5 protein-coding genes and 3 pseudogenes are annotated in these 16,724 nt (G+C 46.3%); 2 read left to right on the forward strand and 6 right to left on the reverse strand.

What is annotated here, in order from left to right; all coding sequences use genetic code 11:
• Window positions 1-9 precede the first annotated feature (9 nt).
• The 6 genes and pseudogenes from TZ48_RS12360 to TZ48_RS12385 form a co-directional block, all read right to left on the reverse strand.
• Window positions 10-2,152 (reverse strand): annotated as a pseudogene (locus TZ48_RS12360) (ATP-binding cassette domain-containing protein).
• A pseudogene (locus tag TZ48_RS12365) lies at window positions 2,149-3,782 on the reverse strand (ATP-binding cassette domain-containing protein). Before TZ48_RS12365 ends, TZ48_RS12360 begins: the two co-directional pseudogenes overlap by 4 nt.
• Window positions 3,783-3,831: 49 nt before the next feature.
• On the reverse strand, window positions 3,832-5,211 hold the full coding sequence (locus TZ48_RS12370) for a TolC family protein (protein ID WP_112479378.1): 1,380 nt from the start codon (window positions 5,209-5,211) through the stop codon (window positions 3,832-3,834).
• Window positions 5,186-5,413: a response regulator gene (locus TZ48_RS12375; RefSeq protein ID WP_162674566.1), complete on the reverse strand. Its 228-nt coding sequence runs from the start codon at window positions 5,411-5,413 to the stop codon at window positions 5,186-5,188. Before TZ48_RS12375 ends, TZ48_RS12370 begins: the two co-directional genes overlap by 26 nt.
• Window positions 5,377-7,419 (reverse strand): hybrid sensor histidine kinase/response regulator, encoded by a 2,043-nt coding sequence (locus TZ48_RS12380; RefSeq protein ID WP_112479380.1) that lies wholly within the window; start codon window positions 7,417-7,419, stop codon window positions 5,377-5,379. The genes TZ48_RS12375 and TZ48_RS12380 overlap by 37 nt, the downstream gene beginning before the upstream one ends.
• 3 nt (window positions 7,420-7,422) lie before the next feature.
• A pseudogene (locus tag TZ48_RS12385) lies at window positions 7,423-8,767 on the reverse strand (HlyD family type I secretion periplasmic adaptor subunit).
• Between the two features lie 319 nt (window positions 8,768-9,086).
• Here TZ48_RS12385 and TZ48_RS26125 point away from each other — a divergent pair.
• A complete protein-coding gene (locus TZ48_RS26125; protein ID WP_338062267.1) occupies window positions 9,087-9,647 on the forward strand; it encodes a hypothetical protein in 561 nt (186 codons plus the stop codon).
• Between the two features lie 71 nt (window positions 9,648-9,718).
• A partial coding sequence (locus TZ48_RS12390; protein ID WP_338062268.1) for a tandem-95 repeat protein occupies window positions 9,719-16,724 on the forward strand: 7,006 nt, incomplete at its 3' end.

Raw genomic sequence — 16,724 nt, forward strand, 5'->3', positions numbered from 1 at the left:
CCTACGATATCACCCCATCGCGTTCATTACTTTATCCGGTAGACCGAAGTACTTTTGGTTGCCGTCAGGTTCTAGCATTAGACAATGTGTCGAACTGGTGATGAGCGCAGGATCCATCGTCGTGTACACCACCGTTTTGTCTTTTAGCGCGCCAGTGAAGAGCTGATTCAAATATCCCGCGTGCTCTGCCTCACATCCTACAAACGGTTCATCAATAATAAATAGATTCTGCGACATGTCGCCAAGGCCTATCGCTATTTTCAGTTTTTGAATGACACCACTAGGAAGATTCTTTAATACGTCGGTATTTAAGTGGCTATCCAAACCATTACTAAACCATTTAGAGAGCCCGAGAAGGTTAAAGGTGTAGTTCATCTGTACTTCGGAAATCACGCCGTTGTGCAGAACGTAGTTTGACCGAATAGAACCCTCAAAAAGATGCATATCAAACGGGATGAAATTGATCGCCTTTCTGTAGCGATAGTTGTTGAACTGTTTGATATTGTAGCCATCTATATAGACCGCACCTTGATAACGCTCTTCAAGCCTGCAATGATCATCAGCAACGTCGTTTTACCACTGCCGGCGGGCCGGAAATGGCGGTTTTACTTCCGGGCATGAGCTTAAACCCCAAATTAGTTAGACCCGTTTGAGCACCTTGATATCGATGTGTGATACCACTACCCACCACTTCACCAACAAACTTACGAATAGGCGGACTTTTCTCTAGCGATGTCTTGTCGTCGTTAAGTGACATTAATGCGTTGATCTGAGCCGCTGAAGATTTGATGGTTTGAAACTTGGTAATGGAGTTATATATGCCCATGATGGGCCCGAGTGCTTTCCAAACCAAAATAACCGTCGCTAACATAGCGCCGGCATCAGAGTTGCCATCCATCACCGTTGTCACAGCGGTAACAATCGAAGCCGTACCGATCGCCTGAATTAGGCCGCCACCAATGGCTTGAATTTTACTGTTGGTCATTGCAACGTGTGCTGCGTCATTCGAGCTCTGTTCGTGTGATGCATTAAATCGAGACTGAATAACGCGAAGAAGAGGCAGCCCCTGAATGGTATTGATTCCGCGAAGTAGCTCGTTCCATTGATATGAGACCATGGCATTCGCTCTGGAACTGTTGGCGGTGGCTTGAGAATAGATATAGCGCGAATAAATACAGAAAATGATCATTAAGAAAATACCCGCTAAGACCGTAAGCGCCGCGTATCCAGAGAGAATGGTCACCGCTAAAATGAAAATAACGATAAACGGCATGTCGAAGTAACTCAGTGTTGCTTCAGCTGTGACGAGCTTTCTGAACTGATCGATATCTTTTAAACGCGCCAACTGAGACGAAACACCGGCAGAAGACGTCATCGAGTAGGGCAACCACAATAACTTTGCTATCACATTGCGAGAGATGTGCACGGCCAAATCTTGCCCAGAAGTGGCGAGAATATTCATCCTAACCTTTTTAACGGCATATTCAGCAAATCCTAAAAAGACAGCAAACAAGGTCAGCCAATACAAGGTAGAAACAGAACTAGAAGCGAGAGCGAAGTTATAAACGCTCATGATAAAGAATGGCTGCAAAGCACCAAAGATATTGATAACTAGAGAGAGGAAAATCAAGCTTTTAAACTCATCGTTATAGCGATAGAACGCATACTTGATCCAATTGGACTTGTCTTGTGACTCCGGTGGCGGCTCTCGAAACAGCTTCGAATACTCAGAGATAACGGTAATTGAATATGTGGCATCAACCAGTGTCACCGTGACACTATTATTGTTCTTATAATCAAACAACGTAGCCACGCCATCGCGCACAGATAGAAGTATGGCTTCGAGCTTATCTAGCTCTATAAAGCACGGTAAATGTAACCCCTCTGTTTGGGCAAGCTCGGCTTTTTCAAATTTAGTGGTGCGGCATTGATAACCCAGCCTTGTTAACGTCGCCTCAAAACCGTCAGAATCTGATTCCCCTGGCATAAAGGCATCGGATAGGAGTTCAGGGGTGCCTTCCCACTCCATGGCGATAAGCGTATAGGCCAGCCCTCGGAGTAAAGGGGACCCTTGGTAGCGCTCTTGAAACTGCTCAGACTCAAAGTCGGAGAGTCGTTGTCCGATATTGTTGAAGTCGACAAGAATACTCATGCTGCCACCTCTTCACCGGTTAAACGAATCGACTTGAGCCCATATTTTCTGCTGTCGAGCTTATTGCTTACAATGATTAGGAATTGTTGGTTTGCTTTTGGTATGAGTGTTGAAACCACTCGCTCGCCAAACGCATTGTCAAAAACAGAATCGATGTCATCCAGTACGAGTAATTTCTTTTGGCTTAGCATCGCCCGTACTATTAAGAGAGCGTATTGAACCTGCCTCGAAACAGGGGCGTTTTTGTGTCCGGTAAGTTGAGTGTAGAAGCCGTCGGTAAGCGCGTCGATCTCATGTTTGATACCAAGGTTTTTGCAGATAGTGAACGCGGCACTGTTTAAAATGGGCCTGAAACAAGTCAGGTTATCTATGATGGTTCCCTCGACGAACGTACTGTTTCCATCGATTCTGTGTACGGCCTCTCGCCAGGTGTGATAGTGAACATCATGAAGCGGTTTATGGTTAATGTAGATTTCTGATTTTTCACATTCAACATCTCGAGTGAGGCAGCGCGTGATGTGACTCTTGCCACTGCCAGAGACTCCTCGAATAACTGTGGGTCTACCCAATATGAACTCGATTCGCTGTCCCGTGGAGAGTTTTACCTCAATGAGATTACCGATGTCTTGATCAATTGGAGCGGGGAGTGATTCATCGCGACTTTCAACCAGCGCAATATCACGTTGCTGTTTGTATTCTAAATCCAATAACTCAGACACTTTTTCAATATGCAGCTTGTTCAGTTTCCAGCGGCCGATAGTACGCATAACCTGCTGGTAAGGCGCAAAGTATCGGTTCGTCAGCATGATGATGGCAGCCATAACGCCTTGGCTTGCAGACAAATTAATGACCGACGTTGCAAGCAGCACGACAACGCAGGCAATAGATAATTGCTGAATGAGAGCAAGAACAAGGTTAAATTCAGATTCTAGGTTTTCGTACTCGATATTTTTGCGTTCTCGCTCCTTAACCATATCCGTCATTAAGCTTTCTAAGCGATATTCCATAGTGCGGCTTTTGTTGTCGAGAGGACTTGAAACAATCTCAATGATTTTGGAATTGGTAAGACCCTCGATTTCTGATTTTTCCTCGAGCGTCACAATCTTTTTACTGGAAATACGTAGCGCGGCGACATAGAGAATGATTGAAGCGACGACCAACGTGAGACCCGCCCCACATTAATAAGGCCAATAATAATGATGGTTATCACACTCACTACCGCGTTAATGACAGCTCGAACGGTTTCCCCTCCGAAGAAGCTTTTGATCTCAGGAATGGTCGAAATACGTTCTAAGTACTGACCAGGTTCGAGTTGATTAAACTTGTCTATTTCAGCCAAGCACACCGACTTAAACACACGGTTGGTCAAATCGGTTTCGAAATCCTTCATCAGCGTCGACGTGATCACTTCTTCTTGTTTTTTAAGCAGGTAATCAAGATAGATAGCAACAAGAATAATGGCGAATAGTAGAGAGAGGGTATCTTTAGCTTGGTTGGGCAACACACGGTCGAAGATAATCAAGATTGAGAAGGGAAGGACTAAAGCAAACAGAGTCGACATGATGGTCGAAAAGGTGAGGTACACCGTGTCGGCAAATGTGATTCGTTGGGAGAAATGCTCGCTACTCATCGACTTGTCCTGTTGCTACTCGTGGTTGAAAGAAAACTCGTTATCACTGTCAGTTTTTTAAATGCTCGGGTATCACGTCCATATCGCGAATGCTGGATTCATTGACCATTAAAGCCATTATTTTTTCTATGCTCAGCGGTGATAAGTTCCCCACTGTTTTATCAAGCCGAATCGATTCAATAACATAATCGTACTTTGCGCTTTCATAATCTCGAATGGCACTAAACAACTTACTCTCTGCAGCAAGCAAGTCAGTGAGGGTGCGCGTGCCCAAATCGTAAGCCCTCTTAATTCCATTGTAGGAAGAATAATTAGCACGAATAATATTTTCGAAGGTGAAAATCGATTGAGAGAAATCGTTGATGTTAAGAATGGAGGTTTCTAAGTCATTTTTGACGGTGTTACGCGTATCAAGAAGCAGTAGCTCATTGCGCTCTATTGTTTTTTCATTCTTCTTATAAGCATAGTAATCAGAGCCGCCAGTCGTGATAGGGACGGTTAGCGTAAGCCCTAGAGACTTAGAGTCGCTAATCCCAGTTGCGCCGGGTGTGGTAATCGGGTCGAAGTTATTGGTGTCATCATGACGATAACTGGCGCTTGCAGATAAACTTGGTGCAAAATTTGAACCCGTTTCTTTCAGTGTTCTAAAACTTCTCTCAAGTGTTTTCTCAGAAACAATGATGTCATTGTTGTACTGCATCGCCTGCTCAAGCAAATCGCCACTGCGTTCAAACGTGATTTCTGACAATATCAGGCTTCGCTCTAAATCTTGAGTTGGGATAACAGGATATTGCGTGAGTAACTCCAGCGTATTGAGAATCACATCCTTGTCTTTACCGAGGGTTCTTAAACGATTGGCAATCCCTTCTTTTTGCGCCACCACCTCATAAAGCTCACTCGCCGCAACATTACCAAGTTCCACATTGCGCTGCATCTGTTTGAGTCTCGCGAGTGACGAATCCAACTCGGCTTTCGTCGCGCGAGTTTGAGCGCCGTTTTTCAGATATTCAAAGTACTGAATGGCAATCTCTTGAATGATTTCTTGAGTTTTGTTTTCGTTCTTAATCTCTTCAATGTTGAAGTCCAATTTTGCCGTGCCGTACTTGTAGATATCCGCAAGATTAAACAAGCTTTGACTCAGTGAGACGCTATAACCGTGGTCATTGTAACTATTGGTGGTGTCATCAGCATTACTAATGACGGTACGATTGCCACTCCAAGTGCTCGTCGCATTGGCTGAAATGGTAGGGAGAAATTTCGAACGGCTGACATCAATGTTGTAGGCGTTTTCTTCAACACCTTTTCGACTCGCGATAAGCGACACGTTGTTATTCAAACCGATCTGTACCGCCTCCAGCAGGGTTAATGCTTGAGAAGGAAAGCTAACAACGATAAAAGCACAACTAACTAATCTTCTGATAGGCCACATATTTTTTGATCACCTTAAGAATTTCATCGCTTTTGTAAGGCTTGCTGATTACGTAATCCATACCGGCTTCGATACACGCTTTGTGTTCTGCGACACTGGTCAATGCCGTTGCACCGATGATCGTCGAAGGAATGGTAATATCGTTCTCTTTTTCGTGTTCACGTATTAGGCGAGTGGCCTGTATGCCTCCCATGCCCGGCATAATACAGTCCATAAAGATGATATCTGCGCGCTGTTTTTAACCCATTCGACCGCTTCTGATCCATCACCGACGGTATCGGCGTTGTATTCTTGTTTCATCAAAATACGCTTGAGCAGGAACTGCTGCACCTTGTCATCTTCAACAATTAAGAATGAGCTGTTCTCTAAGGTCTCTTCAACCGATTCCGCTTCCAATGCTTCGCGTAAGTGAGGAATAAATTCGTGTGGCAAGATAGGGCTGAAAAAGACTTTGTCGACGAACTCATGAGTAATTTGAGCCAGTTCGGAGGTGCTCGACATCAAAAACAGCTTAGTGCCGGTAGGTTTTAATCGCTTGCTCAGCGTTTTACTGAAAGGCGCGATCTGGATACCTTCAATGGCATCTGTGATGATGACGCCGTCTACTTTCTCTTCTGCTGGGTTTAGACGGAACAGCTCATTGGGATCTTCGCAGACGGTAAACTTAGCGCCATTCATCGTCAGCACATTGGTTAATATCTCCAGGGATAGCATGCCGGAGCTGCAAACAATAAGATTCTTACCCTCTAATGTACTTGAGTTAGGGGCGAAGTAACTTTGAGCTTCCAGATCAACTTCCACTTGGAAGCGTCGCTGCTTACCAGATTCAAACCATTTAGAGCTAAAGTGACCCACATTCCCAAGGATTGATTTTGTCCATTCGTCATTGCTTCCCATCGAATCGGCACGTTCAGACCAATGCAGGGAATCAACTTTAGCCATTTTCACATTCGTGTTGGTGAGAAAAGTAAGTGACAATGTAACTCTTGAGCGATCGACATCTAGACCACTACCAGTCTCTACTTTAAACAGCACGTTTCTGCCAGTTTGAACTTGCAGCGCGTTGGAGAGCTTTAGGAAAAGCATCCAAAACAGGCTAGTTTGGTGACCCAGCACCATAGCAGGCACGCTGCCAATGAATGCACACTCGAGCGTTAGGTTTTCACGCTGGAGTTTAGACTTCATGTGGATCGTCAGTTCGGAAACGACATCTAAGAACGAGAACGCGCTACTACTTTTATCCCGGCCTTGAGAGAGCAATCGATTGTAGTTTTCAGCCAGTTCAGAAAGGGTATTAGCCGCCGACGTTATGTCCTGGGCGAGAACCGCTGTATTCTCATCTGCATCTTGGACAAGATAATGTATTCCGCCTTTGATGGTGTTAGTTATTCCGCGAATTTCATAACCAATTAGCCCGTAGAGCTGTTGGTTCAAGTCGGCATCTTGTTGCTGCTTATCTACCTTTTCGTGAAGCAACCTCAACTTGGAATAAATGCTACGCTCAATGGGGTCGATCTCTGTCGTGCTAAGGATCTCTTCGATTTTGGCTGAGTCTAGTTCATCCAAACGCTCGGCGAGAGACTCAAAACTCTGATTCACTGAGCGGCGATCACGAACCGTTTTCTTCAGTCGATTCCAGCCGCCAAGAACGACAGCGATGGCGATAATGGCCAGCATCGGAAAAATGATGACAATAATGTTCACAGAAGAGCGAATATCCTCAACCACTTGTTTGTGCTCAACAAAGAACAGATCGTCAAATCGGTTACGGATCTCTACATAGTTATTGCTAAGGGTTGTACGTAGAAGATAGTAGTCTTCACTCTGAGGTAAATCTTTGGCGAAATATCGATTGATCGCCAGCTGCACGTTACTGTATTCCACGGCACCGACTAAACTGACTTGCTTTTTGTCTAATGCGGCGAGCGCTTTGAAGGCGGCCATTTCATTCATCAATGCCTGAGCGTGTTGGCTCACGTCATCACACTCACCATTTTGAAGACACACATCTAGGGTAAGAATGGTGGATTCAAGTGCTGTGTTCAGCTTCTCAGTTTGAGCAATAAGCGGAGTAGTGAAGGCACTTTCTTTAGGAGCGGCTGTATAGTACTGATACGCAAACCAGAGACCAATAGCCGAAAGGCATAGTAAAACTACTATGCCTAATTTGATCACTGGGAAGCTGTATACTTTGTACCTCGGCTTCATGGTTTAACGCTCGTCAAATGCATCTTCAATAGCCGACATAACGGGCTTTGCCGCGTACTCTATAACGCGTCTATCGCCGGTTTTTATATCTGCCGTAAACTCCATAAATGGTGAGAGACTGTACTTAGTCCCGGAACGTTCAAGAAAATCTTGCTCAATGGTAATTTTCGCTAAATAGTACTCCGTTTCTTCCTCTTCATAAGAGGAGCGACTGATCGAGGAAATCTTGCCAGGCATAAAGCCGTATTTGGCAAAGTTGTAGGTATCAAACTTCAGTTTCACTTCCTGCCCAACTTCAACAAAACCCATCTCTTTACGAGGGATCTTCGCTTCACCGTGCAAGGTATTATTTAATGGTGCAATATCGGCAATACTTTCGCCTGGAGGCACCACCGCGGAGCGAAAATTAAAATGCACCTTATCAACAACGCCATCAACGGGAGAATAAACCACAAGACGATTTACCTTATCCGTATGCTGAGGTTGCTGTATTCGTTTAATATCGAGATCTTTATTTGCTTGAATTATTTGTGCTTGATACTCCGCGTTCCTATTTACAATCAGATCGTTAAGCTGTTTTTCTAACCTTAGCAGCTGAAAATCCTCATTCATGAGAGATTCATCGAGGTTTTCGATTTCTCTCACCATATTGGACTCTTGAACCTGCATATTTAGAACATCTACGTAAGAAGCCATTTCTTCGTTGTACAGCGTTTGCTTAATCTCAAGCTGTTTACGGATTAACTTAAGCTGGTTAAGCGAGCTAACGCGCCTTTTCTTCATCGACGCAATGAGGCGATCTTTGTGTTCGATATCATGTTTGATCAATGCTTCCGCAGAGACATTTTTAGCGTTCTCTTTACGCCATGTATCCTGATTCACCCGCACGAGATCCGGAAAGTCGGAATAGGGTGTATAATCCGGTTCTTCCTGAGCGATTAAACCCAAGTAACGGAGTCTATCGAGTTCAAGCTGTGCTATCTCAGCATTCATTGTCGAAAGCTGTGAGTTTCTCTCAATGGCTCTAAGCCGTGCGATTGGCTGGCTTCGTAAACAATGTCCCCTGGTTTTACGAGCATTGAATCGAGTATTCCTCCTTCAAGATGCTGAACTTTCTCTATATCTGATTCAAGTAAAAGTTCCCCCTTGATGAAACGACAATATCGATACGAGCTTGAGAAGCAATGCCAAGTAGAATCAGAATGATAAAGAAAGTCAAAAGAAGGGTTTTGTGAACGGTTGTCATCGCACTCTTTATTTCAACCGCTTCAACATAATCAGACTCGGACTTATCCGTATTTTGAATCAAGGCATTTCTAATGTGATGCTCGATGTTACTTTTACTCACAACCGCCTCCCGGACAACAATCTAAACTATAGTATTAAATATACGTGATAACAGCGTCTTAGGTTTAGATTGCACAAATATCACCTTAACTAATAGCTAAGTATATTAATGCTCATTTTTCAAAAAAAATTCCTTGATAATCTGTAGTTTGTGTTTAGTTGCGTAGCTAAATATTTTGGGAATGCTCAAATATCCATTTTGTCACCTAAACTTTTTGCTTTTTTTTCTCAAAATTTACCTTGTCTTTCGTGTTTGTTGTCCTTTACTGCGTTTCTAGGAAGTGTCTGATTTTAAAAGCTGACAACGCGACGGAGGCAACATGGCTGACAACAACGAAAACAACCCTCTCAATGATGCGGTCGAACAAGTAGAAACCACCAACGATGGTACCGAGCAGCAACAGGCTCAGCAGAACCAACAAAATACGATAGCGACAACTATAGCAACGGGCGCTGATGCGGCCGATGCTGCTGATGACGCCAACCAAGCAATGGAAGATGACCCCAGCGGTGCCGGTGCATCCAGTGACGGCGATGATACCGGTGGTGCTCAATCTGCTCAGCCTGTAGATAGTGAAGCAGCCTCCTCCGAAGGTGCTCAATCAGGCGTTGTCGATAGTCAAATGGCTGATAGTGGTGCAACTACTGATGCAGGTTCTGGTGGCGCTGGAGCAGGCGCGCAAAGTGTAGGTGGACAAGGTTCTGAGGGCTCTGATGGAGGTAGTGATGCTGAGGGACAAACTCAGCAAGCGTCTGGAGCGCCACAAGCCGCAGCCGCATCTCCGGCAGCAGGAGCTGGCGAAGGTGATGATTTTGATACACAAACTGACAGTGAAACCTTCGAAGTCAACGTTCTTGATGAAGCGAGCAAGCCAACCTAGATCAAGAACGATTAGATGACGACTTTGATTCTGAAACAACAGAGCAAACGTTCGAAATCCAAGTCGAAGATGTGAACGATGATGCAGAAGTTGAAGATGTTGCTTATACCATCCAAGAGGATGGTTCCCTTACATTTACCGATGCTCAGCTGTTAGCAGGAGCAACCGACGTAGACGGTGATGATCTTACCGTAGCCGATGTTAGTTACACAGGCACCGATGGTGTGTTCACCGACAATGGTGATGGCACATACACTTTCTCTCCAAATGAAAACTTTAATGGCGAGGTGGATCTAAGTTTCTCTGTCAGCGATGGAACGACCACTACCGAAGCCAATATTGATGTAACTGTCGAAGCCGTTAACGATCTACCTGTCGCGGGGTCAACGACTTACTCAGTGAACGAAGATGGCATCATCACAATTAGCGATGACCAGTTGCTAGCTAACTCAAGCGATATTGAAGGAGACGTTTCCGTCAGCGACGTTTCCTACTCAGGCACCGATGGTATTTTCACTGACAATGGTGATGGTACCTACAGCTTTGCTCCAAATGGAAACTTCAACGGTAATGTCAGCCTAGATGTCGTTGTGGTGGATGAAGAAGGGGCAACTGCGGAGACCGCAGCGGGTATTGATGTTATCGCGGTTAACGATGCACCTGTTTCAGGTGACTTAGCATACTCCGTTGACGAAGATGGTTCTATTACTCTGACTCAAGAGCAATTGCTATCACAAGCAAGTGATGTGGACGGTGATGATCTGACTGCGGCTAACCTAAGCGCAGGTGACAACGCAACCGTAACGGCCAACGAAGATGGTTCATTCACCATCACTCCAGATGCGGACTTCAATGGCGACATTGACCTCAGTTTCGATATCTCTGATGGTACCGACACCATCGTCGCCAATGCTGATCTCACTGTAAACCCAGTGAATGATGCAGCGGTTGTAGAAGATGTGGGTTACACCATCCAAGAAGACGGTTCGTTGACCTTTACTGATGAGCAGCTTCTAGCTGGCGCTTCAGACATTGACGGTGATGACTTGTCTGTTGCCGATGTTAGCTACTCTGGTACAGAAGGTGTGTTCACTGACAACGGTGATGGTACGTATACCTTTGCTCCTAACGAGAACTTTAATGGTGAAGTTGATTTGAGCTTCTCAGTGAGCGACGGTACAACGACCACTGAAGCCAATATCGATGTGACGGTTGAGTCTGTTAACGACATTCCAGTTGCCGGTTCAACGACTTACTCAGTTGATGAAGACGGTATTATTACCATCTCTGACGAGCAACTTCTAGCAAACAGCTCTGATGTAGAAGGTGAAGTTGCGGTTGAGGACGTGTCTTATTCAGGTACAGACGGTATCTTCACTGACAACGGTGACGGTACCTACAGCTTTGCACCAAACGAAAACTTTAACGGAAACGTGTCGCTTGATGTGACTGTTGTTGATGAAGACGGTGCAACAGCAGAGACCACGGCAGGCATTGACGTTATTGCGGTCAATGACGCTCCAGTCTCGGATGACCTAGCTTACTCCGTTGATGAAGATGGCTCTATCACGCTAACTCAAGAGCAACTTCTGTCTCAAGCGTCCGATGTAGATGGTGATGACCTCACTGCTGCGAACTTGTCAGCAGGTGACAACGCTACTGTAACGGCCAATGAAGATGGTTCATTCACCATCACACCAGATGCAGACTTCAATGGCGACATTGACCTAAGCTTCGACATCTCTGATGGCACCGACACCATCGTGGCCAATGCAGACCTTACTGTGAATCCAGTGAATGACGCAGCAGTCGTGGAAGATGTGGGTTATACCATTCAAGAAGACGGTTCGTTGACCTTTACTGATGAGCAGCTTCTGGCAGGCGCGTCAGATATTGATGGTGACGACCTATCTGTAGCCGATGTCAGCTACTCTGGTACAGAAGGTGTGTTCACCGACAACGGTGATGGTACGTATACCTTCGCACCAAACGAAAACTTCAACGGTGAAGTAGACCTAAGCTTCTCAGTGAGCGATGGCACGACCACCACAGAAGCCAACATTGATGTGACTGTAGAGTCGGTCAATGACATACCGGTTGCGGGTTCAACCACATACTCAGTCGGTGAAGATGGCATTATTACCATCTCCGACGACCAACTGCTTGCCAACTCAAGCGACGTAGAGGGCGAGGTGAGTGTTAGTGATGTGTCGTACTCCGGTACGGACGGTATCTTCACCGACAACGGTGATGGTACCTACAGCTTCGCACCAAACGAAAACTTCAACGGTAGCGTATCACTTGACGTGACCGTTGCTGATGAAGATGGTGCAACGGCAGAAACTACGGCAGGTATTGACGTCATCGCAGTGAACGATGCACCAGTTTCTGGTGACTTGGCTTACTCAGTCGACGAAGATGGCTCGATTACTCTGACTCAAGAGCAATTGCTATCGCAAGCGAGTGATGTAGATGGCGATGATCTTACAGCTACGAACTTGTCAGCAGGCGATAACGCTACGGTGACCGCCAACGAAGATGGTTCATTCACCATTACGCCTGACGCAGACTTCAATGGCGACATTGACTTAAGCTTCGATATCTCAGATGGCACCGACACCATCGTGGCCAATGCAGATTTGACTGTGAACCCAGTGAATGACGCAGCAGTCGTGGAAGATGTAGGTTATACCATCCAAGAAGATGGCTCACTGACATTTACGGATGAGCAGCTTCTTGCTGGCGCGTCAGACATTGACGGCGACGACCTATCAGTTACTGATGTCAGCTACTCAGGTACAGAAGGTGTGTTCACCGACAATGGTGATGGCACGTATACCTTCGCGCCAAACGAGAACTTTAATGGTGAAGTCGACCTAAGCTTCTCAGTGAGCGACGGTACAACGACCACTGAAGCCAATATTGATGTGACCGTTGAGTCGGTCAATGATATTCCAGTTGCAGGTTCAACCACATACTCAGTCAATGAAGACGGTATTATTACCATCTCCGACGAGCAGCTTCTTGCAAACAGCTCGGATGTGGAGGGTGAAGTAGCGGTTGAGGACGTGTCTTACTCAGGTACAGACGGTATCTTTACTGACAATGGTGACGGTACTTACAGTTTCGCACCAAATGAAAACTTCAACGGCAATGTATCGCTAGATGTCGTTGTTGTTGACGAAGACGGCGCAACGGCAGAGACCACTGCCGGCATTGATGTTATTGCTGTCAATGACGCGCCAGTATCAGGTGATTTGGCATACTCAGTTGACGAAGATGGTTCGATTACTCTGACTCAAGAGCAACTTCTGTCCCAAGCGAGTGATGTCGACGGCGATGATCTAACTGCAGCTAACTTATCAGCAGGTGACAACGCCACTGTAACGGCTAATGAAGATGGTTCATTCACTATCACACCAGATGCAGATTTCAATGGCGACATTGACCTCAGCTTCGACATCTCCGATGGCACTGATACCATCGTTGCCAATGCTGACCTCACTGTAAACCCAGTGAATGACGCAGCGGTAGTGGAAGATGTGGGTTACACCATCCAAGAAGACGGTTCGTTGACCTTTACTGACGAGCAGCTTCTTGCTGGCGCTTCAGACATTGACGGTGATGACTTGTCTGTTGCCGATGTGAGCTACTCAGGTACAGAAGGCGTGTTCACCGACAATGGTGATGGTACGTATACCTTTGCGCCAAATGAGAACTTTAACGGAGAAGTCGATTTAAGCTTCTCAGTGAGCGATGGTACAACGACCACTGAGGCGAATATTGATGTAACGGTTGAGTCTGTTAACGACATTCCGGTTGCCGGTTCTACAACTTATTCTGTACAAGAAGACAACTCGATTACCATTACTGACGAGCAGTTATTGGCTAACAGTTCAGATGTTGAGGGTGATGTTTCCGTTCAGGATGTCTCTTACTCAGGTACTGATGGTGTCTTTGCTGACAACGGTGATGGTACCTATACCTTCTCGCCAAACGAGAACTTCTCAGGTGAAGTTAGCTTTGATGTCGTTGTAGCAGATGAAGACGGAGCGACAGCAGAGACAAGCGCTGGTTTAACCGTTATCGAGGTCAACGACCCACCTATTGCAGGGCCAACGTCTTACACCATTGATGAAGACAGTGTACTGACCTTCAGTGAGTCTCAAGTCCTTGCTAATGCATCAGATATAGAGGGTGACGTATCCCTAGTAGGTATCAGCTACGATGGACCGCACGGTATCTTCTCCGTCAATGGTGATGGTACTTGTAGCTTTGCGCCAAATGAAAACTTCAATGGCGAGGTTCAATTAAACGTTACCATTCAAGATGAAGATGGTGCCACGGTTGATACGGTCATTAACGTAGATGTGCTTCCAATTAACGATGCACCAGTCTCTGGCGACCTAGCTTACTCAGTTGATGAAGATGGTAGTGTGACATTGTCACAAGAACAACTTCTATCACAAGCGTCGGATGTGGAAGGTGATGACCTCACGGCTGCTAACTTATCTGCAGGTGACAACGCTACAGTTACCGCTAACGAAGATGGCTCATTTACTATCACACCAGATGCGGATTTCAATGGTGACATTGACCTCAGCTTCGATATCTCAGATGGCACCGATACCATCGTCGCGAATGCTGATCTCACTGTAAATCCAGTGAATGATGCAGCGGTCGTGGAAGATGTAGGTTATACCATCCAAGAAGACGGTTCGTTGACCTTCACGGATGAGCAGCTCCTAGCTGGCGCGTCTGACATTGATGGCGATGTCCTATCAGTTGCGGATGTCAGCTACTCAGGTACAGAAGGTGTGTTCACCGACAACGGTGATGGTACGTATACCTTTGCTCCAAACGAGAACTTCAACGGTGAAGTAGACCTAAGCTTCTCAGTGAGCGATGGCACGACCACAACGGAAGCCAACATTGATGTGACCGTAGAGTCTGTTAATGACATTCCAGTGGCCGGTTCAACGACGTACTCAGTCGATGAAGACGGCATCATCACCATCTACGACGATCAACTTCTAGCTAACAGTTCTGATGTGGAGGGTGAAGTCGCCGTTGATGATGTGTCTTATTCAGGCACTGACGGTATCTTTACTGACAATGGTGATGGCACTTACAGCTTCGCGCCAAACGAAAACTTCAACGGTAACGTATCTCTTGATGTAACGGTTGTCGATGAGGACGGTGCAACGGCCGAAACAACAGCTGGCATCGACGTCATCGCTGTTAATGATGCACCAGTCTCAGGTGACTTAGCTTACTCAGTTGATGAAGATGGCTCTATCACTCTGACGCAAGAGCAATTGCTATTACAAGCTAGTGATGTGGACGGCGACGACTTAACAGTGGCTAACCTAAGTGCGGGTGATAACGCTACGGTCACCGCCAACGAAGATGGCTCATTCACCATCACACCAGATGCGGACTTCAATGGCGACATTGACTTAAGCTTCGATATCTCTGATGGCACCGACACCATCGTGGCCAATGCTGACCTCACAGTGAATCCAGTGAATGACGCAGCGGTAGTGGAAGATGTCGGTTACACCATCCAAGAGGATGGATCACTAACCTTCACTGATGAGCAGCTTCTTGCTGGCGCGTCAGATATTGATGGCGACGACCTGTCGGTAGCCGATGTTAGCTACTCTGGTACAGAAGGTGTGTTCACCGACAATGGTGATGGTACGTATACCTTTGCTCCTAACGAGAACTTCAATGGTGAAGTCGACCTAAGCTTCTCTGTAAGCGATGGCACGACTACGACAGAAGCCAATATTGATGTGACTGTTGAGTCAGTCAATGACATTCCAGTGGCCGGCTCTACTACATACTCTGTCGATGAAGACGGCATCATTACTATTTCTGACGAGCAACTTCTAGCGAACAGCTCAGATGTAGAAGGTGAAGTCGCTGTTGATGATGTGTCTTACTCAGGCACAGACGGCATCTTCACTGATAATGGTGATGGTACTTATAGCTTTGCTCCAAATGAAAACTTCAACGGTAACGTATCGCTGGATGTGACCGTTGTCGATGAAGACGGTGCAACCGCAGAGACCACGGCAGGCATTGACGTCATCGCAGTCAACGATGCGCCAGTCTCGGGTGACCTAGCTTACTCCGTTGACGAAGATGGCTCTATCACGCTGACCCAAGAACAATTGCTATCCCAAGCTAGTGATGTGGACGGGGATGATCTGACTGCGGCTAACTTAAGCGCTGGCGATAACGCCACAGTGACCGCCAACGAAGACGGTTCATTCACCATCACACCAGATGCAGACTTCAATGGTGACATTGACCTCAGCTTCGACATCTCTGATGGCACCGACACCATCGTCGCAAACGCTGACCTTACAGTGAATCCAGTGAATGATGCAGCAGTCGTGGAAGATGTGGGTTACACCATCCAAGAAGATGGTTCGTTAACCTTCACGGATGAACAGCTTCTTGCAGGTGCGTCTGATATTGATGGCGATGACCTATCCGTTGCTGATGTCAGCTACTCAGGCACCGAAGGGGTGTTCACTGACAACGGTGACGGTACGTATACCTTCGCGCCAAACGAGAATTTTAATGGTGAAGTTGACTTGAGCTTCTCAGTAAGCGACGGTACAACCACCACAGAGGCCAACATTGATGTGACTGTTGAGTCTGTCAATGACATTCCAGTGGCCGGTTCAACGACTTACTCAGTCGATGAAGACGGCATTATCACTATCTCTGACGATCAATTACTTGCCAACTCAAGTGATGTGGAAGGCGAGGTGAGTGTCAGTGATGTGTCTTACTCCGGTACAGACGGTATCTTCACCGACAACGGTGACGGTACTTACAGCTTCGCACCAAATGAAAACTTCAACGGCAGTGTGTCGCTTGACGTGACCGTTGCTGATGAAGATGGCGCTACAGCAGAGACCACAGCAGGCATTGACGTTATTGCAGTCAATGACGCTCCAGTCTCAGGTGACTTGGCTTACTCTGTTGATGAAGATGGTTCGATTACTCTGACGCAAGAGCAATTGCTATCGCAAGCGAGTGATGTAGATGGCGATGATC

The organism is Vibrio variabilis, from assembly GCF_003263785.1.
Lineage (GTDB): Bacteria > Pseudomonadota > Gammaproteobacteria > Enterobacterales > Vibrionaceae > Vibrio > Vibrio variabilis.

Excerpts from the sequence above, each read along its gene's own strand:
- TZ48_RS12370 (WP_112479378.1), bottom strand. The coding sequence starts at position 5,211 with ATGTGGCCTATCAGAAGATTAGTTAGTTGTGCTTTTATCGTTGTTAGC.
- TZ48_RS12375 (WP_162674566.1), bottom strand. The coding sequence starts at position 5,413 with ATGCCGGGCATGGGAGGCATACAGGCCACTCGCCTAATACGTGAACAC.
- TZ48_RS12380 (WP_112479380.1), bottom strand. The coding sequence starts at position 7,419 with ATGAAGCCGAGGTACAAAGTATACAGCTTCCCAGTGATCAAATTAGGC.
- TZ48_RS26125 (WP_338062267.1), top strand. The coding sequence starts at position 9,087 with ATGGCTGACAACAACGAAAACAACCCTCTCAATGATGCGGTCGAACAA.